Genomic DNA, 19,816 nt, shown 5'->3' with positions numbered 1-19,816 from the left:
TCATCCGGCGATCCCCAGGATTTCCCGCTTGATGGTGTCGATCGCCTCGCGGCTCATGCCCTGGCCGGCCATGGCCGAATCAGCAGCCTCGGCGGCTTCCTGGGCGACTTCCTGACGCACTTCCTTGGCATGCTTCTTCTGCGCGATCGAGACACGCCCCAGATTCGTCAAGGCTTTGGATACCTTGGCCAGATGATGAGCAGAGACTTCCGGGTCATGCTCGGCCTTGCGCAAGGCGAGCGAAACACGCAGCAACTGTTCCTGGACGATGCGGGCAGTGGCGTCAATCAGGTTGCCCTCGTCATCCTCCACCGCATCGGCCATGGCTTTGGCCATCTCGGTGGTCTTTCGCACGTTGCCCATGGCTTCTTCGAACTCTTCTTGGAGATCCTGGCCATAACGATGCACGGACGAACGCGAGACGTTATAACCCCGCTCGGAGAGCCATTCGGCTAACGCGCTGTAGCCCTGGAAGCCGGTGCTGACCAGCCGTTCGTTGAGTTCCTCGCGGACTTCCGGCGGCAGATCGAACACCTTGGATCGCTGACCCATGGCTCACACTCCCGGGCGCGGGCGGGCGACGCCCGGCACTTGGGCAGTACCAGCGGCGACGTCGCTGCCCCGGGCGGTCAACGTGACGATCCAGCCGGCACGCGGCGCCTGAGTGATGACCAGGTCCTGTTCCTCGAGCCAGGCGAGATCCCCACGCAGCTTGTCGCGGCTGACGTTATGGGCGTAGGCACCGGCCAGCTCGTCGCGCAGGGAGTATTCGTTGGTGCTGTACTCGTTGCGTCGGCTCAGAATGCGCAGGATCGCAAGGCGACGGCCCTCGGTCTCGAAGTCCTGGTATGCCTGGCTCATCGTCCGTTCCCCCGTTCGGTCAGCAAATAGTCATGCAGGCGGTGCAGCAGCTGGTTGCTGCCCTTCATTTCAGCGACGACTTCGGCGAGGCCGCGGTTGAGCTGCCCGATCTCGCTGCGTAGCTGATCCATGTCACCGTGATGCGGCATGTTGTCGACGGTCTGTTTGATGCTGCCCACCTCACGCTCCACAGTATCGATGCGCTTGTTGATGCCCTGAATGGTGCGACCGTTGGCGCGCGTGCGATTGGTCCACCACACGTAGACCGAGACCAGCACCATGAATAGCGCTTGCAGCACGTCGAACAGCACCTTCATCGCGTTCCAATTGATCAAGGATTCCATCAGTCCCTCGCTTGCTCGTGTCGCGCCTCGCAGGCGCGGCTGTAGTTGTCGGCCCGGTCGAGACGCCGCCAGCCTTCGGCGCCCCACTGGTGGAGCGACGTGAGGTACTGGGCGGCGACGCTCTGGGGGTAGTCCCCGGTCGGCCGTACCGGCTCGGCCTGCCGCTCGGTCATTCCCGCCGGCAGCGCGCAGACCACCGGCGCGGCATCGGGCGGTGGCGCCGACTGGTCGGGCACGCTCTCGCAGCCGGCGAGCAGCGCGAGCATCATGGCTGTCGCAAACCTCACGGCGCCACCTCGGGGAGGTCGCGAATCGCATCGCGCAGTACCGGCGCAACGGGCCCGTCGTCCTCGGGCGGTGCCTGAGCGATACGTTGTTGGAGCTGGCGGTACTTCGCGTCCTGGGTGGCGAGGTCTTCCTGGAGCTGCCGCACCGAAGCCTGAGCTTCGCGGCGTTCCTGATGGGCCGCTTCGAGGTCCGCCTGGCGTTGTTCGGCCCGGGCCTGCCACTCGTCGGCGCGGCGCGATTCGGTCTGCGCGAGCTGTTCGGCACTGTCGCGCTCGGCCTTGAGGCGGTCGATCCGGTAGCCATTGATCACCCAGCCACCGATCGACAGCGCGAGAGCGAGCAAGGCCAGCCAGGCGTAGCCCGGCATGAGCCGGGTCAGGAGCGAGAGCACGGCGCACCTCCCGGCCAGCCGGCCGCGGTGTAGCGTGGTGTCAGCGTGAGCAGAATGCGCGCGACATAGCCGCGATTCTCCCGCTCGGCCCAGCCGGCCCGCGATGTGTGTGTGGCGACCGAGCCGAACCACACGCTCGGATCGTCACCTGCGGCACTGGCGAGGCGCTGGTCACGATGCACCCAGCCCAGCCCGCCGTTGTAGGCGGAGAGCGTCATCGCCCAGTGACTGCAGGCGTCGCCGGCATCGATCCGGCGCCAGTTGAAGCGGTTGTAACGGGCCTGGGCACGCATGGCCCAGCCCGGGGAATACGGCGCGGCCTCGCCCAGGTCCGGGTAGAGTTCGGCGATCCAGGCCGACGTGCCAGGCATGAACTGGCTGAGCCCCTCGGCACCCACGGGGCTGCGTGCATCCGATCGCCAGGCACTCTCCTGGTGAATTTGCGCGGCATGAATGGCCACCGGCGCGGAGAGCCCCCACTCCTGTTCGACCACCCTGACCAGCTCGCGCTGGTAACGCTCGGCAGCGACCGGCACTTGCCAAGCGTGTGCCGGCGCGCACGTGATGAGCGCGAGGATGGCGAGAAGAATCAATCGGCGCACGACGCTTCCTTTTGCTCTTGCCGCTGCCAGAGCGTCTTGCAGTGAGTCTCGATGCGCTGATAGAGCGATAGCAGCGTGGAATCGGTGTGCTGATGCCGCGCCAGCGCATCGGCGCAATCGAGTACCAGTGCGTAGCTCTCGGCGAGCAGGTGGTCATCGTCGGGCAACGCATACGGTGCGTCGGCATCACGCGACGGCTTGGGTTTGTCGGGTGTCTCGCTCCCGGACGCCAGACCGGCCAGGGCCTGACGCCCTTGGGCGGTGACCTCGATGCCGGCACCCAGCGGGTGGTCGCGCGCCTCGCTCAACAGGCCGTCATCGATCAGCCCTCGCACGCGCTTGACCAGGGCGTCGCGCTCGGCGCCGCCGATGACGTTGACGGCGACGGCGACGGGGATCAGCCAATCGGGGACCGGCGCGCGCCGCTCGCGTTGCAGTGAATCGACGGCCTCGAGCAGCCGACGTTGCGCGGTAATCACGTCACACCCCCAGGCCCAGGGCGATCAGTGCAGCCGCGATGATGATCGCCCGGCGCAGCATCAGCAGCGCGACAGACTGCAGCCCGTTGGTGTTGCTGACGGTGAATGCCCCAGGCCGGGCATAGGGGAACAGCGAGCGGTCGATCCAGTAGCCGAGATAGGCGCCCCAGGAGAGCTTCGCCAGCGACCACAGCAACAGACCCAGCTGGTGGGGATAGAGCATGCCCACGGCGGTGGTCATGATCAGGGCGAGGATCAGCCACGGGCCGATGCGCAGCGTGTCACGGAGTTTGGCGTACACGGGGAATCTCCAGCGGGTGACATCAGGCAAGTGTTAGCGTGATGTCAGGCTAGAGCGCGGGTGGGATGCGGCGGGAATCAAGCGGTTTACGAAAATGCCCCGCTCAGGGGCGGGGCATCGGGATGATCTGCGAAGCATTCAACGCTGATTAACGGGCTCTGTAAAGCGGTTGCTGGAGCGAGATACGCATCACATTTCCGCCTTGATTCGACTCAGCTTCTCGCTAAAAGGGCTGTAGTACCAGCGCCGGGCTGCGTTCATGGGCTTACCACAGTAGATGAAGTAGAAGTTGTCCCCGGTCACTCGAGAGAAGCCGCCAAAATCACGCATGACCTCCGTTTGACAGTCATCTTTGGTACTCAGCTGTTGGATGGCCTTGGCAAACTCATTTTGGTAGCGGCCTGCATCATCGGACTGCGCGGCTATTGCTTGAGCTTCGCTCATGGAAATCGGGTCTTTCCCGCAACCTGATAGCAGCACGACAAGCATACTGGTTACTGCGATAGTGATCCTCTTCATGATGTTCCCCTGCGTCTGCTTTTCTTTTAGAACAGCCCAGGCTGTACCCGGTCCCGGGCAAGCTTACGCTGCTCGGCCAGGATCGAGTAGATCTGGGCTTCGGTGAGATGGTACCGCGTCGCGAGCGTCGAGACGTTGCCGCCATCGAACGACTCCCATATCTCCCTGTCGCGCAGCGCTCGCTCCAGCGCCTCGCCCTTGGGTACGTAGAATGAGCGCCCGCCGGCGAAGCCAGCCAGGGCCCGGACGGCACGAAACGCCCGAATGCGGGCGGTCTCGTCATCGTCGCCGGCGCGACGGTGTGCCGACTCGATCACCGAGAGCATATCGCTAAGCCCCTGGGGCCACTTCTTGAGGATCTCGGGGTCCTGCAAGCGCTCCAGGGCATCGTCGGGGATCTCGAAGCCCATATCCAGGTTATCGTCAGACATCAGCCGTCACCTCCGTGACGCTTGGCGTCGATGATCAGCGCCTGCATCAGCCGCTGGAGCTGGTCGTCGTCGAGCCAGTCGACCCGCTCGGTCTGGAACATGCGCTGGGCCATGCCATCGGCGTAGGCCCAGGGGCGGCCAGCATCGGTCAGCAGCGCCTCGACCTTGGCCATCACCGCCTGTCGGGTTGCCGGCGGGCGTGGCGCCCGGCGGCCGGCTTTCCTGGCCGGCTTGGGCGTCCAGCCCAGGCGCTGGAACTCGGTGATCACTGCGCCGACGTTGCGGTTTGTGAGCTGTTTGGCACTGCTCACACCAGCGACACGGGCGAGAATCGCCCGGTACTCATCGTCACCGAGTCCCAGTTGGGATTTCGCGATATGGATCTGAGCCAACTTGCCCTTACTGATCATGACTGGCTCCCGATCACAGCCTGACGTGTGCCGTTCACGCCCTGGTGGAAACTGACCTTCTTGCCGTCCCGGCGCCCCTGGTACAGCGCGTCCACGTCGTGGCTACGCATGCCCTTGGTGTTGTCCCGTCCCTGGCGTTCCTCGAGCGGTGTCGACCAGCGCATCGCCTGGTAGGTGGCGATGATCTGGTCCTCGGCCTCGGTGCGCTGATGCGTCGTCACCTGCTGGGCAACGGTCTCGACCCAGGCCTGGGCGTAGAGATCGCCACGGCGGATCTTCGTGGTCCGCTTGATGCGCTTGTTGAGGGTGGCCAGGTAGGCATTGCGATCGCGGTTCAACTGGCGGCCCAGCACCTCGAAGGCGTAGCCCGCGACTTCGCCGGCACCGTTCACGCCGTAGAACTCGACGCAGCCGATCCAGCGGTTGCCTGCGGGCAGCGGGCGATACACCAGCTCGGCCCCGAAGGCCCTGGCGACCATGTTGGCGAGCATCGCGATGTGGGTGGGCGGCGTCTTGCCGGCCCCCGCCCGGGCGATGTGGCTCTCTACCTCACTGGCCGCGACGTCGCCGGGCGTAACGCCATGGGCGTCCATCAGCTTCTGTGCCTGACGCATTGCGGCCGCCGCTTCATGGACGTTGCTGGAACGGCCCAGCGCCAGGCATTTCTTGATCTTGTCGAGGGTCTTGCGGTCCATGAGAACTCCAGGTGGCTGCTCATCAGTACCGGGCCACCACGCCCGGCAGACGCCCCCGACCGGGGGCGTTTCGCTTCAGTCGTCTTCCGTATCGATCTCGCTGGCGTGCTTCACCTTCAGCGGGAACTTACCCACCAGGTGGAGAGCCACTTGGATACCCGTCACGAAGCCCTTGTGAAGCTGCGTACCGGGTTCCAGCTCCAGTCCGCCTTCACCCAGACTGATACTGGCGCCGCGATCGCCCAGCGTGACTATCTCTTGGAGCTGATCACGGACCTTTTGATGGTGCTGCTCGGCCCGCAGAATCACCCTCATGGCTTGCTCCGGGATCTCTGCCTTGTCAGCCTCGCGCACCAGATCTTCGAGGTGCGGGAACTGCTCGATTGAATCCGTCATATGTGTTCTCTCAGGCGTTGTGGGCGACGTGGTAGCGGTACTTGACCCCGGCGGCGACATCGCCGTCGCGCAGGTAGTCATTGACGACGTCCACCTCGTCGCCGTAGACCTTCCGGGCGACCCGTCGGGCCGCCTCTTCGTGGCTCCAGGCGCAGGTCGCGCGCTGGCCCTGGAGCGTGGCGGCATAGCCGCCCATGGCGTCGCGGACGCGGATGGTGGCTGACTTCATCTCACACTCCCGCGATATCAAGGCTGATCGGGCGGTACTGGTCGCTGTCACCGATCCGCTCGTAGATGCGGATGTACGACTTGGAGCCGGTCACCTGGACGGCATCGGAGATGGCATCCATGGCGCGTAGCCAGCGCGGATCGTCGAAGTCATGGCGGCGCAGGGCGAGCACCGCGCCGGTGCGCAGGTTGCCTTGCTTGTCGGTACGGAAGGCGTCCTGGACGATCACCTTGATCTCGGAGCGGGCGCCGTCGGTCCAGTCCTTGAGACATTCGTCGATCAGCCCCTTCGCCGCCTCGAGGCGCTCGTCGAACACGATGTGGTCCTGGATGGCGCGCTGGATCTTGTAGCGGCCATCGAAGCTCAGCAGGCTGACGTTGCCTTTCTTTCCGCCAACGTTGACGCCGTACTCCTCGGCGGAGAGCTGGACGAAACTTTCAATGTCGCCGAAGGCGGCAGCCTTGAACTGAGCCAGTGCCCGGTTGAGCTCGATGGCGGTGGTGACCAGCTCCTGGACGAGTTCGTCGCGGGCCTTGTCGATGGGCTTGATGCTGTCCTCAGGGATCAGCCGCGCCTTGGCGTCGAGGCGATAGCCGTCGGGGATCTGGGGTTGTGCGGTCATGAGCGCGGCTCCTGTTCCTGGTTGATCTCTCGGGTGACGGCTTCGATCGCCGCCATGTAGCGGGCGGTGTGGGCGCCATGCAGACAGACGAAGGCCGCATGGGGCGTGAAGTGGTGACGCTTGACGATGGCGATCGCCGCTTGCCGATCGCCGTCCGCGCCCATGTCGTGGAGCAGCTCGCGAACGGTGGCGGCGCCGATCTCGTCGGTATCGATCAGTCGCATGATGGGGTTCATGTCAGGCACCTCGCTTGCTGAAATGGCAGTTGTTGCGGCGGTTGAAGCGGTGGTGATGCAGCGGCTCGACGATGGCCCCGTTACGCTGCGGCAGGTGGTCGACCTCGGCGCGGCAGCGCTCCAGGACGTCCTGCCAGCTCTCGGTCCAGGGCGATTCGACCGGCGCCGGAACGGGCTGCGGAGCGACCGCGAGCCCGGTGTCCTGGTGCGCCCATAGCCGCAGGATGGCGCCGTGCTGCTCGGGCGACGGCGGCTCGGGATCGAGGGCGCGGGCCTCGCAGTACTGCGGGTCGGCCAGGTACTGCCCCCAGGTGATGCCGTGGCGGTGCATGCGCAGCGCCCGGTACCGCGCCAGACCCTCGGTCCGTTCGGGGCTCGCCAGGTACTGCTCGAGCGTGATGTCGTGGCGGGCGAGCCCGAGCAGCACGAATCGATCGGCGTAGTAGGCCAGGGTTTCGTCGGGGTAACGGGTCATGACTCACGCTCCTCGGGGTTGGGGGCCTGCCTGAGCAACTCGCCCAGTGACTTGGGGCCGGCCTGGGTGGTCGACGCGCTAACGCGGGCGTTACCACTGGCCGCGAGACGACGGTGCTCGGCTAACACTTCATCGGTGCTGCGCTCGCGCACTGCGGTGGTGGGGGTGACGTTGGCGGCGGGTTTGGCACCGCTACGGGCGGCGGTCTCGCGCTGGCGCTCCTGCTCGGCGTCGACCTTGTCGGCGATGCCGGCAACGATCTCGAACAGATAGCCGTGGCCGGTCAGTGGCAGCTTGCTCGGCGGACGCTCCAGGAGCTGGTCCAGGGCGGCGGCCCAGACGCTGACCGGCGCGGGGCGGCTGACGCCCTTGCGGTCGATGCGCCCGCTGGCGATGGTGTCGCGCAACTCGGTGAGCAGGCGCAGCGCCTTGCTGGCGGCCAGCGCGCGGCTGGGCGGTCGGAACAGGCCGAGATAGCGGATCACGCGCGGGCCGAGCGTCGAGGGGATCTCCAGCGCGGCGGCCAGTGCTTGGTTGTTTTCGCCCTGCGCGACGAACGCCGCGAGATCGGCGTTCATGCCGCATTCGGGGCAGATGCCTCGGATGGTCATTGGTCGTCGCCTCCCTGATTGGCGGGGTTGTGCGGGCAGCCCTGGCAGGCGCGCCATACGCGCATCGCCATGGGGTTGTGGGTGGGCGCCGGCCGCTCGCGATAGGCCCGGCACTGCTGGGTGCTGATCGTCTCGCCGTGCGCCGGGCAGTCGATACCGTCCAGGGCGTCGAGCACGCGGCGCTCGATGCCGGCGGTGCTGGGGCTCGAATAGCGATTGGCCAGGGCCAGCGAGACGGCGGTGCGCGACATGCCGATGCGCTCGGCGGCGCGCTTGCGGTTGCTGGCCTCGACCTCGGCGGCGAGCAGTTGCACCCAGCGCGGTGGCTCGTCACCCCAGGCGCTGATGTCGACGCGGCTCATGGCTCACCCCCTTCGGTCTTGGTGACGCGCTCGAAGACCACCTGGCCCGTGTTGGGATCGAACAGCCGCTTGGTGCGCTGGATCATCGGCGCCTGGGGCCCCGTCCAGCGGCTGGGAATCAGCCGGTAGCGCTCGGCCACGCCCGGCGCGCCCGGGCGGGTCACCTGTAGATAGCCCGCCCCCTTGAGGAAATGGCAGTACTCGGCGGCGGTCGCCTGGGCGATCGGCGTGGTCGGGGTACTGGCGGCATCGGCCAGCTCGGTGGCGGTGAAGTCGCCGACGATCTTGAGGGTGCGCCAGAGCTGCTCGCGCCCCGGAGTCGGTGGCTGGGTGCCGTCGCGACGCACACGCGGGGCCTCGACGCCGACATCGCGAACCAGCGCGTATTCGGCGGCCACGCCACGGCGGCGCTCCGGGTTCCGGCATCTCAGGTAGCCACCGGCCACCAGGCTGCGGATGTAGTCGTCGACGCGGGTGCGCGGCATGGTGTCGGGCATGCCGGCCCAGACGTCGCGTGCCGTGATCGGCTGACCGTCGGCGTGCAGGGCGCGGATGGCCTCCCAGATCCGTTGGCGGTTGGGCACGGCGGTCGTGGCACTGCGGGACATTGCTCGAACCATGCTCACCCCCGACGCGCCGGCGGCTGGCCGGTGTGGATGTGGCGTTCGCCCCAGGTGGCCAGGTCGATGCGCTGCCAGCCGTTGGCCAGAGCCTCGGAGTGGATCTGGTAGAGGTTCACCGCGACCCGGCGCAGGCAGCCCTTGACCCGGTGATTGACGGTCTCCAGCAGGTCGTCGGCGATCTCGACGTTGGGGTAGGACTTCTCGGCCAGGGCGCGGATGTCGTCGAGGTTGGCGGCCTGCGCGGGTACCCATTCCAGCACCCGGTTGTGCAGGCGCTCGAGGCGCCCCATGGACGCCGGCACGCGTTCCTCGCCGATCAGGATCAGGGTGCCCTGGCTGGCGTTATAGATGTCGGTGAGGACGTTGGCGGCGGCCTTGTCGATGACGTACTGGACGTCGTCGACGATCAGCGGCCGGCCGGAGCGGGAGAGCTGCTCGGCGACCTGGTCGACCATCTCGCTGAGGGTTTTCATGGGGATGATCCCCATCTCGCGAAGAATCGCGACCAGAAACGCCTTCTTGGTCCAGCTCTCGCGGCACTCGACGTAGTAGGCGCGGTGCAGGTTGGCGGCATAGGCGGCCGCCAGGCTCTTGCCGTAGCCGGACGGGCCGTACATCACCACCAGCCCGGGCAACTCCGGTGGGCGGTTGGCGGCAGACTCGACGGCGCTCGCCAGTAAGGCGACATTGGTGAGTGGTACAATGGTGTTGACGCTCATTTCAGTTCCTCATTGGCTTGGGTGTCATGGGCCATGCGCTCACATGGCCCGCCGGGTGCGGGCGGGTGGCTTCCCGTCCGCGCCCATCACGCGCTCGATCGCGCGGAAGTCGCTGTGATTCCGGTAGTTCTCATGCCAGCGCTGCTCGGCCTCGCCGAGGGCCTCCCCGGCGCGCAGGCGCGCATCCAACTTGTGCCAAAGGCGGTACCGCTGGACCTTGTCCTGGGGGATCTCGAAGCGTGTGCGCTGGTCCTCGAGATGGCGGGCGTAGGCCCGGGCGTCCTCGAGCTGGCTGGCGTTGTAATCGGGCTGGGCCGGTTCGGGGTCGATGGCACGGATCTCGACGTCCCGGCCGGTGATGGTCTTGGCCTTCTTGACCAGGCGATTGAGCTGACCCTTCTCCCGCTTGTCGGCGGCGCGCTGGATCATGCTGGCCGGCATCGCCGGGGTGGCATTGCCGTCCAGGGTGGCTTCGCCGATCCATTCGCCGTCGAGGGTGTAGACGCCCACGGCACCGGTATCGCGGTAGTCCCAGGCGACGCGGATCTCTTCGCCATGGAAGTCGCGCAGTGCATCCAGGAAGTAGATGCCGGAATTGATGCGTACCTCGCCACGGTGGGTCTTGCGGACCTCCTGCGGGCGCATCAGCGAGGCGACGACGTCGGCCGGTGCTGTCAGTGCCTCGAAGCCGTCGGCCTCGGCCGATTTCCAGGCCTCCATGGGGCTGCGATTTCGCATCCGGCCCGACTCCAGATCACGGATCTTCGCCAGGCCCTTGTGGGGGCGATGGTTATAGGTGTCGATTGCCTGGCAAAGCCGGTCGTAGAACTCTTGAAAGCTCGGGATCTGCGCCGGCTTCAGGCCGTTGGCGATGTCGCGCCGCGACAGCCGGTGCGCGCGGGTGCCGGCCTCTTTATCCATGTCAGCGCCGATGTAGCTCGGCAGGGTCTTGGCGAGGTTGACCAGGATCGAGTGGTGAACGCGTTCGATGACGCCGCGCGCCTGGGAGTTGTACGGCAGCGAGTGGGTGATGGTGCCGCCCAAGCGGTCCACCACTTCATAGACGCTGGCGTTATCGAAGCCGGAACCGTTGTCGACGTAGAACAGGTTGAACATGCCGGCGCGGCTGACGGCGTCGCGCAATGCGTCGAGGGTGGCCAGGGTCGACTCGGCGAGGTTGAGCGCGAAGCCGGTAATACGACGCGTGCCCCAGTCGATGATCATCGTGACCTCGGGCCGGAACGCCTGGCCGGTCAGCGGGTTGATCACTTCGGCGTCGAAGGTATGGCCGTCGGCGACCCATACGTCGTTGGGCCACAGGCCGTCGGTGGTCCGCCGCTTGAACGGCTGCAGCGCCTTGAGTTCGCGCGGCCCCATGCGGCCACGCTCACGAGCCTCCGGGCTGAGCTTGGCGAGCCAGCGGCGAACCTGGTGGATGCTCGGATGCGGCGGCTTGGTCTGCTCGACCAACTGCTGATAGGCAGCCTCGACACTGGGTTTCTGAGGGCGCTGGTAGCGCTGGAGAAAGCCTTCAGCCCAGGGTGGCATGCTCATATCAGCTTGGCGTCGCTTCGGCGCCAGGCCCCGCTCGCCATGCTTGCGGAACTCGGCCAGCCAGCGCTTGAGGGTGCGCTCGCTGAGGGTCCGGGTCGGCGTCTTGCGGTCGTTGGCCATCACCACCCGCTGAGCGAGGTACGGCGAGAGATCGCCGCTTTGCGCCAGGGCGACCAAGGTGTCGATGGCACGCTGCTGGCTGACCATCTTCGTCATGCGCTCGATCTCGCGCACGAAGGCGACCCGCGCGGCCATCACCTGGCGCTGGGCGTCGGTGAGCCTGCGTTGTTCAGGGAGATCCTGCGGCTCGTCTGTCGCGGCAGGCTCGACGAGGGCGGCTTCCGGTTCGCCGACAGTCCGCGCGAGCAAGGCGTTTTGCGTCTCGGTGGGCAACACGGCGAAGGCGTATTCGTAACCGCCACCGCGCTCCATGCGCTTCTGCGCTTCCCAGCCTTGAGCCTTGGCGCGCGTATTCACGCCCTGGACCGTGCTCGGCATGCCCGGAAGCCCGGCCAGTTCTTTAGCGCTATACCAACCGTGGGTCATGGGAGAAGTCTGGCAGTTCATGACCGACCTCCCACGGATGGGCGAGAGTCCCTTTCTTCGCTAAGTTGAGAGGCGCCAACCAAACCCAACTCAGCAGAGGAACTCTCAATGGAAAACGATGGATTCGACGAGCTTCTAAAGGATGTACCTGAACCGATCCGCGCCTCGCTGAAGCAGATGCGCGAGATTACGAACGCGCAGACGGACTTCATTGCTTTTCTCCTGTTGGAGCTTGAGACGCAGGGCGTTCTTCAAGAGCAGGATCGGCAAGAAATGATTCGGCGGTGGTGTCGCCTGTATCGCGATCTGCCTGGGTGCGATGAATACGTGCCTTTAGCCGAGTCAATTGTTGATGCTCTCGACGCGCAGCGGCTTGCTCGATAGGGCTTCGATCAATCATTCCTCTTCTCCCATCAGTTTCTTCAGCTCGCGCATGTCCGACTTGAGCTTGTCCATCATCTGCTGACGACGTCCGTACTCGGCTGCCAACGCTTCGCGACCGTAGGCGACCCGACCACCGCGCAGGTGTACGAGCCAGTCCGTGAAGGCGTGGCTCTGGCACACCTCCTCGATGAGAGGGACCCGATAAAGCGGGATGTTGTGCTCGGTTCGCGCAGGTGAGCTCCAGGCATCCAGCATGTGCTTGGAGACGTCGTCACCGGAGAGCCGGCTCATCTGCGCCGCGACCTCGTAGCGATCGATCGGGCAATCCTTGAGCGTTGCTCCCACCAACTCGCTGACCTGGGCCGCATAGTTGCCGCTACCGGGTGTCGGGACGATCGGCACCGGCACCTCGAAGATGTCTAGCGTCTGGGTGTCCTTGACGCGCCTCATGGTCACGCACCCCCAGCCGCTTGACGGTGCGCGATAGCGTTAGACCCGCTATCATCTTTGTGATCAAAATTGCTATTTCGATATGAAATGGCCTGACGCTCAGCGCGATTGGGGCGCTGACGGCTCGGAGTGCCGTCGGCATTCCAGCGCTCGGGCCAGATAGTGGAAGGCGACAGGTCGAGCTTGCGGGCGATAGCTCGCTCCATGCGCGGATAGGGACCGTACTTCGCCATGAGGACCGCGTTGCTGGAGACGCCCAACTCGTCACTGAGCTTGCGGAACGAGCTGCCCCGGCTGCGGAGTTGGTATTTCAGCCACTCCCAGCGCTGAGTGGGATTGATAGGTATCTCCTGGTTCATGGCGTCACCTCGATGGCGTTTTTTTGGGGTGTCTAACCTGTCTTTCCCCATAAACATAAACGCTATTGAGGTGATCGGTCAACCTCAATTGAGTGTTTCAAGTTCAATTGCAGGCTCCCGCAGGTGGGAGGTGCAAAAATACATTTAAAATCAGGGCTTTAAGAAACATGAAAGCGCCCGTGTCAGCGGAAAAACCACTTTCAAGTTCACTGGAGGAACTTGAAAGTAACCAAGCCTTCATCGAGCGGCTACGAACGGTGATCGCAAAAGTGGGGAGCGCAACCGCTTTTGCGAAGGCCGCCGGGCTGTCGCAGAGCGGTTTTCAGCGCTACCTCACGGGGAGCGAACCGAGCAGAAAGGCGCTCATTGCAATTGCGAAGACTGGTGGGGTGTCCCTGAGCTGGTTGGCGAGCGGCGAAGAACCAGAAGGCACGAACGTTTCAGATGCCCAGGCGGAATATGGGGTGGTGGACGACGAGTACGCGTTCGTTCCGCTCTATGACGCCCAGTGCAGCGCGGGTGATGGCGCCTGGAACGAGGGCTGTCGGGTGCTCACGCATATTTCCTTCACGCGCTATAGCCTGCGCAAACAGGGCCTCACGCCCGATCACCTATCGGCGATCCGTGTGGATGGGGAGTCCATGGAGCCGGTACTGCACAGTGGGGACACCGTGCTGGTCGATCACACCAGGACGACAATCGAAGGTGAAGGGATCTACGTGATCCGCCTGGACGGCCACCTGTACGCCAAGCGCCTGCAGCGCCAATTCGATGGCGTCGCCATCATCAGTGCGAATCCCGCCTATCGCGAGATCCTGGTGCCTCGTGACCGGCTCGACGAGCTGGAGATCATCGGCCGTGCCGTATGGGCAGCGGGGTGGCTGTAGTAACTCACTGAAAATAAGAGGAGGCAGGAATGGCTAAGTTCACAGTGCGTGTGGTGTTGCAGGGAGCATCTTGGGAAGATTACGAAGACTTGCATGAAGCTATGGAGCAGCTGGGGTTCCTGCGTTACCTGATTGGCAAGAACGATAACAAGGTGCAACTACCTGATGCAGAATACAATTACGATGGTGTAATAGACGACATGCATGAAGTTCTTCGGCGTGCCAAGCGGGCAGCTGGACGCGTAGGCAAAGAGAGTTCGATTCTGGTGACAAAGGCTGCAGGTAGGACTTGGAGCAATTTGGACCCCTACTAGGCCGGTGCCAAATGTAGAGCAAAAAAGGCCGCCTCATAGCGAGACGGCCTTTTTTCTGATTAGCGTGCCTTTGGCATTGATCCGGTGTTTGTCGTATAGCCTCCGCTCTTGCCATATTACGCGTAAGCTATTGATAGTTTTGCAAGATCACTATCCCGCTTAGTCCCGCCCGGTTCCATTTCGTCCCACATTTCGACGCGCTCCCCCCTATGCCATATAAAGCACCACCTCACAGCCTGCCGGAAAGCCATCCTCGATTCCCGCCGGTGACGAAACCTGCCAGGGTGCTGAAGGCCTCCATCACTCCGCGGGACTTCACGCCTAGAACATCTTCCCGGGTAACCACAGGGTCAGCGCGGGAAGCGCCGCCAGCAGTACCAGCCGCACGACATCCGCCAGGATGAACGGCAGGATTCCGCGGATCACCGTTCGCTGGGTCAGATGAGGCTGGGTGGCCTGGACCACGAACAGGTTCATGCCGATGGGCGGGGTGATCAGGCCGATCTCGGCCACCGTCACCACGAGCACGCCGAACCACACCATGTCGAAATCCAGCGAGGCCGCGACCGGCGCCAGGAACGGCACGGTCAGCAGGATCATCGACATGGCATCCATGAAGCAGCCCAGGATGATGTAGAACAGCATGATCAGCACCAGCACCATGGCCGGCGACAGGCCGCTGGCCTCGATGCCGTCGATCAGCGCGCTGGGCAGCCCGGTGGTTTCCAGGAAATAGTTGAAAAGCGACGCGCCGATCAGGATGAAGAAGATCATCCCGGTCAGGCCCGCGGTCTCCCGCACCGCCCCCCACAGTGCCCGGCGATCGAGCTCCCCGGAAATCAGCGCCAGGCCGAAGGCACCGACGGCCCCCACCGCGGCGGCTTCGGTGGGCGAGAACCAGCCCAGATAGATGCCCCCGATCACCAGTGCGAAGAGCAATAGCACGCCCCAGACCCGACGCAGGGTAGCCAGCCGTGTGCCCCACCCCGCCCGGGGCGTGGAAGGCGCCAGATGCGGGGCCATGCGTACCCGCACGATGATCGCCAGCCCATAGAGCATCGCCCCGATGATCCCGGGCAGGATAGCGCCGATGAACAGCTGGCCGATCGAGGTCTGGGTGAGGATGCCGTAGATCACCAGCAGGATGGAGGGCGGGATCAACACACCCAGCGTGCCGCCCGCGGCGATGGAGGCGGATGACAGCGAGCCATCATAGCCGCGCTTCTCCATCTCCGGGATCGCCACGCGCCCCATGGTCGCGACCGTGGCCAGGGACGACCCGCAGATGGCGCCGAAGATGGCGCAGGCGCCGACCCCGGTGACGGCGAGCCCGCCTCGGACATGACCCAGGAAGCTGTTGACCATGTCGAACAGCGAGCGCGACAGCCCGGCGCGCGCGGCAAAGACCCCCATCATCACGAACAGCGGCACGACACTCAGCGAGTACGGGAAGATCGCCTCGAAGGGTGACGAGCCGAGAATGAACCCGGCCCCCATGAGCCCGTTCAGCCACCAGAAGCCGCCGACCCCCACCAGCGCCATGGCCACCGCGACCGGGAAGCCGAAGGCGATCAACGCCAGTGTCAGGCCGAAACCGGCCAGACCGAGCATCGCACCACTCATGAGGCGACCTCCGAGGCTGTGGCCGGCCGAGAGGACGGCAGCAGGCCGAGTCCGGTTCCGACGATGGAGAGGCCGACACCAAACAGCAGCGGCACCCAGTAGTAGAAGATCGGGATACCCAGTTGCTGCGAACGATCGCCGAACATGACCTGCTGCTGGAAGGTGGCGTAACAGAAGTCGAGCATCATGCCCAGCAGCGCCATGGCGGCCAGCCCGGCGACGCCCCGCAGCACGCGCGTCAGCCGACGGGGCAGCGACTCGACGAGCAGATCCACGCCCACATGGGCCCCGGTCATGAAGGCGTAGGGAATGACCAGCCAGGCCCCGCCCAGCACGCACAGCTGGACCAGGTCGACCACACCGGGTACGGGGTGGCCGACCTGGCGGCCGATGATGTCGGCCACCGTCAGCAGCGCGGCCGCCGCATAGGCCGCGACGCCGATCACGGCGGTCAGCGTGACCAGGGATCGCAAGGCAGTTATCACGTAGCGCATAAACAGGGTCACCCTAAAGACGGCGGGCCGTCACCCTGACGGGCGCCGCCCCACGCGAGGAGGCTCAGGAGGCGTCGTCTTGCTGCTTCTCGGCGAGCAGCTCGCGCATGCGTTCGTAGATCTCGCGCGCGTTGTCGACCCCGTGATCGGCGGTCTCCTGGATATACGCCTCGGTGGTGGGCTGCAGCGCCTCGCGCCAGCGCTCACGCTCGGCGTCCGTCAGGTGGGTGATGACATCCCCGGAGGCCACGGCCTCCTCGCGGCCGGCGGCATCCCACTTGTCCCACCAGTCTCCGAACTTGGCCACCAGCGAGTCCCCCGACGCCTCGTCGATGCACGCCTGGACGTTCCCGGGCAACGAGTCGTACTTGCGCTGATTCATCACGAAGAAGAACGGGACCGTATAGGCGCCGGCGTCCAGGTGATAATGGAGGACCTCGTTCAGGCCGAACGACTTCACCGGGTCCCAGGGGAAGACGGTTCCGTCGATCACGTGCTTCTGGATGTTCTCGTAGACCTCACCCGGCGGCAGACCCTGCGGGGTGGCCCCCAGCGCCGTGAGCATCTGCGAGACGGCAGGGCTGGGAGTCCGCAGGCGCAGCCCCTGCATGTCCTCCATGGTTTCCACCTTCTTGTCCGCCGTGTGGATGAGCCCGCCGTTGTGGGCATGCAATGCGAGCACCTTGAGGCCGCGATATTCGGGTGCCAGGTACTCGGGATACATCGCCCACAGCGTCTCGCTGGCGGCCCCGGCGTCGCGCGTCATGAACGGCAACTCGATCAACGAGGTGCGCGGAAAGCGCCCGCGGGGAATGCCCTGAAGGCCGTGCGCGATATCCACGACCCCGGCCAGCACCTGCTCCTGCTGCTTGGCGACGTTGCCCAGCTGCGTGCCGCCCGGATAGATCTCGAACTGGACCTCGCCATTGGTGCACTGGGTGACCTGCTCGGTCCAGGGCACGATGAAATCGGTATGGATGCCATGCACGGGAGGCAGGTAATGGCTGACCTTGAGCGTGGTCTGGGCGGAGGCGGCTTGCGACATCAGCAGCGTCGCGCCGGCGGCTAGCGTGGCCAGGGTGAGTGTCTTGTTGTTCACGGGGAACTCCTGATTGCTCCGCAGGCGCGGAGGTGGGATTGGTCTTGTTGTTCGGCCGTCAGGGGCCAGGAGGAAGTCGTTATCGATCAACTAGAGCCCCAGCACGAGCTTGCCGCACTTCGCGCGGGAACAGCAGGTCATCATGCGCCGGTTGGCGGTTCGCTCGTCGGCGGTCAGAACCTTGTCGCGGTGGTCAACCTCGCCCGCCATCACGGCCACCTCGCAGGTGCCGCACAGCCCTTCTTCACAGTCGCTGGGCATGTCGACACCGACCGCGCGCAGCGCCTGCAGCACGGTCTGGTCGGCGGCCACGGGCACGGTCAGTTCGGAGTCCGTCAGCTCCACCTCGAAGGCTTGCTCCTGGCGAGGATCGAGGATCGCCTGACCCGCGCTGAAGTGTTCGACATGGATGGCATCCGCGTCGTCCAGGGTGAGTTCTGCCAGCGCATCGAGCAGCCGTTCCGGGCCACAGGCATAGACCGGGGCCTCGCCGCGTCCGGCCAGGACGGCGGGAAGGTCGAGGCGCCGCCCGGCGTCCGCGGGATACAGGTGCAGACACTCACCATGATCCCGCATCAGACGCGCCAGCAGCGGCATGGCGGCTCGGGAACGGCCGCCGTAGTGGATGGTGTAACGCTTGCCGAGCCGCTTGAGGCGATCCGCCATGGCGATGATCGGGGTGATGCCGATGCCCCCGGCGATCAGCAGGTAGTCGTCGGCGGTCTCGTCCAGCCGGAAATGGTTGCGCGGGCCACGCAGACGCACCCGGGCCTGTGGCTCGACCGTGTCATGGATGTAGCGGGAGCCGCCCCGCCCCGGTGCTTCCCGGCGGATGGCGATTTCCAGGCGATGTTCGTCGTCCGGGTCACCGCACAGGGAATACTTGCGCGTGACGTCGCCTACGGTCAGATCGATGTGGGACCCCGGCGTCCAGCGCGGCAGCGGTCGCCCGCGCGGATCTTCCAGCACCAGGCGGATGACATCGGGCGTCTCGCGGGTGACCCGAGTCACCACCGCCTCCCGCTCGGCATCGCGCCGGGAGGGCGCGCCCAGCGGGAAGTCGCGCCCCTGCTCACGGATCGAGCCATCGCGACGCTCGGGGTTCTGGGTCGGGTCCCAGCGCACCCACAAGTGCTCCGGGCCACGGAACGATGTATTGGGCACGAAGCTGAACGTCTGCTCGGGAACCAGGGCCATGTGCGGCAGGCGACGCGTGAATTCTTCGAGGAAGATACGCATCTCCAGGCGGGCGAGGTTCTTGCCCATGCACTGGTGGCTGCCGTAGCCGAAGGTCAGGTGATCGGTGGTGTTGTCCCGGTAGATGTCCAGCTCGTCGGGATTCTCGAAGTGCCGGCCGTCATGGTTGGCCGAGGCACTGACGATCAACAGCTTCGCCCCCTCGGGGATCGCCACGTCGCCGATCCGTGTATCGGTCGTGGCGATACGTCGCCAGGCGGCCACCGACCCCGACAGACGCAGGCACTCTTCGACGGCATTGGGGATCAACGACGGGTTGGCGCAGAGATCTTCCCAGACCGCGCGATTTTCCAGCAGCAGGCGCAACATGTTGGCGGTGGCATGCGCCGTGGTCTCGTGGGCGGCGACGATGCCGGCCATCATCATCGAATGCAGGTAGGAGTCGGTGACCACCTCCGGCAGCTCCTGCTGGCGGCGAATGGCGTACTTCATCCAGCCGTGGCCGGAAGGGTCCTGTCGCATCTTCTCCAGGACCTGGCCGGCATATTGCCAGAACTTGCCCACCGCCTCGGCGACGGCCACCTGCTCGTCCGGCGAGGGGCGTCCCCAGGTATTCACCGTGTGGGCAATGGAGTACTCGCGCAGCGTGTCCATGTCCTCCTCGGGCACACCGAGAAAGTGCAGCGCCACGGTCAGCGGGATTTCCCAGAGCATTTCATCGACCAGGTCCGCCTCGCCCTTGTCGACCAGCCGATCCAGATAGTCACGCGTCAGGCGCCGCACCATGGGTTCGTGATGCGCCAGCTCGTCCAGTTCGAAGGACGTCATCAGGGCGCGGCGGCGCTCCATGTGGGCCGGTTCGTCCTCGTTGACCAGGGTGCGGTTCATGGCATAGCCGTAGCGCTTGAGCGTGTCCTGTGCGGCCTGGGTGACGGGCGTGATCTTCTCCAGGGCAATGGACGGCGAGAACGTCCGGTTGTCGCGGAAGATGGCCTTCACATCGGCGTAACGGCTGACCACCCAGTAGCCGAGCCTGGGACTGTAGAAGACCGGTTCCTGATCGCGGGACCAGCGCAGCGCCTCCGCCGGGTCCAGTTGATAGTCGCTTTCGAAGGGGTCGAACGCTGCCGCCTGCGGCGATACCGGACAGCCGTTCGGCGCGACATCGAAGGCATGAGAGGCGGCGGCGTGAAAAGGACAACGTCCCTCGTCGGCGCGCGGTGAGGTCCGGGGCGCGGGCATGGCGAGTCTCGTTATTTACTTTTATTGAAAAGACTTGTTCTGTGAACGAACATAGGTAAGCCCTCGACCGGGG

31 protein-coding genes and 1 other RNA gene are annotated in these 19,816 nt (G+C 65.1%); 3 read left to right on the top strand and 29 right to left on the bottom strand.

Going from position 1 to position 19,816, the window contains the following annotated elements:
- The 23 genes from KGR00_RS06785 to KGR00_RS06675 form a co-directional block, all read right to left on the bottom strand.
- The gene (locus KGR00_RS06785) at positions 1–552 is read right to left on the bottom strand and encodes a DUF3486 family protein (protein WP_224424197.1); all 552 of its coding nucleotides are present in this window, start codon (positions 550–552) and stop codon (positions 1–3) included.
- A gap of 3 nt (positions 553–555) precedes the next feature.
- Positions 556–861 (bottom strand): ArsR family transcriptional regulator, encoded by a 306-nt coding sequence (locus tag KGR00_RS06780; protein WP_224424196.1) that lies wholly within the window; start codon positions 859–861, stop codon positions 556–558.
- Complete coding sequence (locus tag KGR00_RS06775) at positions 858–1,205, bottom strand: DUF2730 family protein (protein WP_224424195.1); 348 nt, start codon at positions 1,203–1,205, stop codon at positions 858–860. The genes KGR00_RS06780 and KGR00_RS06775 overlap by 4 nt, the downstream gene beginning before the upstream one ends.
- Positions 1,205–1,492 carry a hypothetical protein gene (locus KGR00_RS06770; protein ID WP_224424194.1) on the bottom strand — a complete coding sequence of 96 codons (288 nt, stop codon included), beginning with the start codon at positions 1,490–1,492 and terminating at the stop codon, positions 1,205–1,207. The genes KGR00_RS06775 and KGR00_RS06770 overlap by 1 nt, the downstream gene beginning before the upstream one ends.
- Positions 1,489–1,884 carry a DUF3450 family protein gene (locus tag KGR00_RS06765; protein WP_224424193.1) on the bottom strand — a complete coding sequence of 132 codons (396 nt, stop codon included), beginning with the start codon at positions 1,882–1,884 and terminating at the stop codon, positions 1,489–1,491. The genes KGR00_RS06770 and KGR00_RS06765 overlap by 4 nt, the downstream gene beginning before the upstream one ends.
- Positions 1,869–2,486, bottom strand: coding sequence for a transglycosylase SLT domain-containing protein (locus KGR00_RS06760; protein WP_224424192.1), 618 nt, complete (start codon positions 2,484–2,486; stop codon positions 1,869–1,871). The genes KGR00_RS06765 and KGR00_RS06760 overlap by 16 nt, the downstream gene beginning before the upstream one ends.
- Entirely contained in the window at positions 2,474–2,965 is a 492-nt protein-coding gene (locus tag KGR00_RS06755) for a hypothetical protein (RefSeq protein ID WP_224424191.1), read from the bottom strand. Before KGR00_RS06755 ends, KGR00_RS06760 begins: the two co-directional genes overlap by 13 nt.
- Position 2,966: 1 nt before the next feature.
- Entirely contained in the window at positions 2,967–3,266 is a 300-nt protein-coding gene (locus tag KGR00_RS06750) for a putative holin (RefSeq protein ID WP_224424190.1), read from the bottom strand.
- A gap of 189 nt (positions 3,267–3,455) precedes the next feature.
- Positions 3,456–3,785, bottom strand: a complete 330-nt coding sequence (locus KGR00_RS06745) for a hypothetical protein (RefSeq protein ID WP_224424189.1) — start codon at positions 3,783–3,785, stop codon at positions 3,456–3,458.
- Positions 3,786–3,811: 26 nt separating this feature from the next.
- Entirely contained in the window at positions 3,812–4,216 is a 405-nt protein-coding gene (locus KGR00_RS06740) for a Mor transcription activator family protein (RefSeq protein ID WP_224424188.1), read from the bottom strand.
- On the bottom strand, positions 4,216–4,626 hold the full coding sequence (locus tag KGR00_RS06735) for a regulatory protein GemA (RefSeq protein WP_224424187.1): 411 nt from the start codon (positions 4,624–4,626) through the stop codon (positions 4,216–4,218). The genes KGR00_RS06740 and KGR00_RS06735 overlap by 1 nt, the downstream gene beginning before the upstream one ends.
- The gene (locus KGR00_RS06730) at positions 4,623–5,321 is read right to left on the bottom strand and encodes a DUF2786 domain-containing protein (RefSeq protein WP_224424186.1); all 699 of its coding nucleotides are present in this window, start codon (positions 5,319–5,321) and stop codon (positions 4,623–4,625) included. The genes KGR00_RS06735 and KGR00_RS06730 overlap by 4 nt, the downstream gene beginning before the upstream one ends.
- Positions 5,322–5,330: 9 nt before the next feature.
- Positions 5,331–5,397: hammerhead ribozyme type II (locus KGR00_RS06725), an RNA gene on the bottom strand.
- The gene (locus tag KGR00_RS06720; RefSeq protein WP_224424185.1) at positions 5,397–5,717 is read right to left on the bottom strand and encodes a hypothetical protein; all 321 of its coding nucleotides are present in this window, start codon (positions 5,715–5,717) and stop codon (positions 5,397–5,399) included. The genes KGR00_RS06725 and KGR00_RS06720 overlap by 1 nt, the downstream gene beginning before the upstream one ends.
- Before the next feature lie 10 nt (positions 5,718–5,727).
- Positions 5,728–5,946, bottom strand: coding sequence for a hypothetical protein (locus KGR00_RS06715; protein ID WP_224424184.1), 219 nt, complete (start codon positions 5,944–5,946; stop codon positions 5,728–5,730).
- Position 5,947: 1 nt separating this feature from the next.
- Positions 5,948–6,568 carry a DUF3164 family protein gene (locus KGR00_RS06710; protein ID WP_224424183.1) on the bottom strand — a complete coding sequence of 207 codons (621 nt, stop codon included), beginning with the start codon at positions 6,566–6,568 and terminating at the stop codon, positions 5,948–5,950.
- Positions 6,565–6,804, bottom strand: a complete 240-nt coding sequence (locus tag KGR00_RS06705) for a hypothetical protein (RefSeq protein ID WP_224424182.1) — start codon at positions 6,802–6,804, stop codon at positions 6,565–6,567. The genes KGR00_RS06710 and KGR00_RS06705 overlap by 4 nt, the downstream gene beginning before the upstream one ends.
- A gap of 1 nt (position 6,805) precedes the next feature.
- Positions 6,806–7,279, bottom strand: coding sequence for a hypothetical protein (locus KGR00_RS06700; RefSeq protein ID WP_224424181.1), 474 nt, complete (start codon positions 7,277–7,279; stop codon positions 6,806–6,808).
- The gene (locus tag KGR00_RS06695; protein ID WP_224424180.1) at positions 7,276–7,890 is read right to left on the bottom strand and encodes a hypothetical protein; all 615 of its coding nucleotides are present in this window, start codon (positions 7,888–7,890) and stop codon (positions 7,276–7,278) included. The genes KGR00_RS06700 and KGR00_RS06695 overlap by 4 nt, the downstream gene beginning before the upstream one ends.
- Positions 7,887–8,252, bottom strand: coding sequence for a hypothetical protein (locus KGR00_RS06690; protein WP_224424179.1), 366 nt, complete (start codon positions 8,250–8,252; stop codon positions 7,887–7,889). Before KGR00_RS06690 ends, KGR00_RS06695 begins: the two co-directional genes overlap by 4 nt.
- Entirely contained in the window at positions 8,249–8,860 is a 612-nt protein-coding gene (locus KGR00_RS06685; RefSeq protein WP_224424178.1) for a hypothetical protein, read from the bottom strand. The genes KGR00_RS06690 and KGR00_RS06685 overlap by 4 nt, the downstream gene beginning before the upstream one ends.
- A gap of 14 nt (positions 8,861–8,874) precedes the next feature.
- A complete protein-coding gene (locus KGR00_RS06680; protein ID WP_224424177.1) occupies positions 8,875–9,594 on the bottom strand; it encodes an ATP-binding protein in 720 nt (239 codons plus the stop codon).
- 39 nt (positions 9,595–9,633) lie between these two features.
- Positions 9,634–11,694 (bottom strand): DNA-binding protein, encoded by a 2,061-nt coding sequence (locus KGR00_RS06675; protein ID WP_224424408.1) that lies wholly within the window; start codon positions 11,692–11,694, stop codon positions 9,634–9,636.
- Between the two features lie 108 nt (positions 11,695–11,802).
- Between KGR00_RS06675 and KGR00_RS06670 the strand changes: the two genes are divergently transcribed.
- The gene (locus tag KGR00_RS06670) at positions 11,803–12,078 is read left to right on the top strand and encodes a hypothetical protein (protein ID WP_224424176.1); all 276 of its coding nucleotides are present in this window, start codon (positions 11,803–11,805) and stop codon (positions 12,076–12,078) included.
- A 12-nt stretch (positions 12,079–12,090) separates the two neighbouring features.
- Here KGR00_RS06670 and KGR00_RS06665 read toward each other — a convergent pair whose 3' ends face one another.
- Positions 12,091–12,528, bottom strand: coding sequence for a hypothetical protein (locus KGR00_RS06665; RefSeq protein WP_224424175.1), 438 nt, complete (start codon positions 12,526–12,528; stop codon positions 12,091–12,093).
- Between the two features lie 2 nt (positions 12,529–12,530).
- On the bottom strand, positions 12,531–12,887 hold the full coding sequence (locus KGR00_RS06660; protein WP_224424174.1) for a helix-turn-helix domain-containing protein: 357 nt from the start codon (positions 12,885–12,887) through the stop codon (positions 12,531–12,533).
- Positions 12,888–13,054: 167 nt separating this feature from the next.
- Between KGR00_RS06660 and KGR00_RS06655 the strand changes: the two genes are divergently transcribed.
- Positions 13,055–13,774 carry a helix-turn-helix transcriptional regulator gene (locus KGR00_RS06655; RefSeq protein ID WP_224424173.1) on the top strand — a complete coding sequence of 240 codons (720 nt, stop codon included), beginning with the start codon at positions 13,055–13,057 and terminating at the stop codon, positions 13,772–13,774.
- A gap of 29 nt (positions 13,775–13,803) precedes the next feature.
- Positions 13,804–14,088 (top strand): hypothetical protein, encoded by a 285-nt coding sequence (locus tag KGR00_RS06650; protein WP_224424172.1) that lies wholly within the window; start codon positions 13,804–13,806, stop codon positions 14,086–14,088.
- Between the two features lie 321 nt (positions 14,089–14,409).
- Here the strand turns inward: KGR00_RS06650 and KGR00_RS06645 are convergent, their stop codons facing one another.
- The 4 genes from KGR00_RS06645 to KGR00_RS06630 form a co-directional block, all read right to left on the bottom strand.
- Positions 14,410–15,711 (bottom strand): TRAP transporter large permease, encoded by a 1,302-nt coding sequence (locus KGR00_RS06645; protein ID WP_224417225.1) that lies wholly within the window; start codon positions 15,709–15,711, stop codon positions 14,410–14,412.
- Positions 15,708–16,205 carry a TRAP transporter small permease gene (locus KGR00_RS06640; protein WP_224417226.1) on the bottom strand — a complete coding sequence of 166 codons (498 nt, stop codon included), beginning with the start codon at positions 16,203–16,205 and terminating at the stop codon, positions 15,708–15,710. The genes KGR00_RS06645 and KGR00_RS06640 overlap by 4 nt, the downstream gene beginning before the upstream one ends.
- 64 nt (positions 16,206–16,269) lie before the next feature.
- Positions 16,270–17,304, bottom strand: a complete 1,035-nt coding sequence (locus KGR00_RS06635) for a TRAP transporter substrate-binding protein (RefSeq protein WP_224417227.1) — start codon at positions 17,302–17,304, stop codon at positions 16,270–16,272.
- Positions 17,305–17,394: 90 nt separating this feature from the next.
- Positions 17,395–19,743, bottom strand: coding sequence for a cytochrome P450/oxidoreductase (locus tag KGR00_RS06630; protein ID WP_224417228.1), 2,349 nt, complete (start codon positions 19,741–19,743; stop codon positions 17,395–17,397).
- Positions 19,744–19,816: the final 73 nt, after the last annotated feature.

It is taken from the genome of Modicisalibacter sp. MOD 31.J (genome assembly GCF_020147985.1).
GTDB lineage: Bacteria > Pseudomonadota > Gammaproteobacteria > Pseudomonadales > Halomonadaceae > Modicisalibacter > Modicisalibacter coralii.
This window is presented reverse-complemented; position numbering and strand designations above follow the sequence as displayed.